Origin of the sequence: Mesobacillus sp. MER 48, from assembly GCF_023714225.1 — a bacterium.
GTDB lineage: Bacteria > Bacillota > Bacilli > Bacillales > Cytobacillaceae > Mesobacillus > Mesobacillus oceanisediminis_A.
Genome location: NZ_JAMAUR010000061.1, coordinates 1 through 233, shown reverse-complemented (window position 1 = coordinate 233; position 233 = coordinate 1). Strand labels below are relative to the sequence as shown.

Genomic DNA, 233 nt, shown 5'->3' with positions numbered 1-233 from the left:
TGAGAAGCTTAACTTCCGTGTTCGGTATGGGAACGGGTGTGACCTTCTCGCCATCGCCACCAGACTATTTGGTTTGAGGATTTGCGCCCTCAAAACTAGATAATGTTGTAAGAAGAATTCAAGAGAAACGAATGATCATTGTCCAGATCCGGCTCCTAGCCTCTCGAGTCGCTTCGGTCCATCCGCCGAAGTCAAAGAACGACTTCAACTGCTGGCCCTCCAGCGCTTGTCGA

At 50.2% G+C, this 233-nt stretch carries 1 rRNA gene; it reads right to left on the bottom strand.

The features are described 5' to 3' along the window. Positions 1-64 (bottom strand): 5S ribosomal RNA (rrf, locus tag M3593_RS24420); the annotation flags it as partial. Between the last annotated feature and the right edge of the window lie 169 nt (positions 65-233).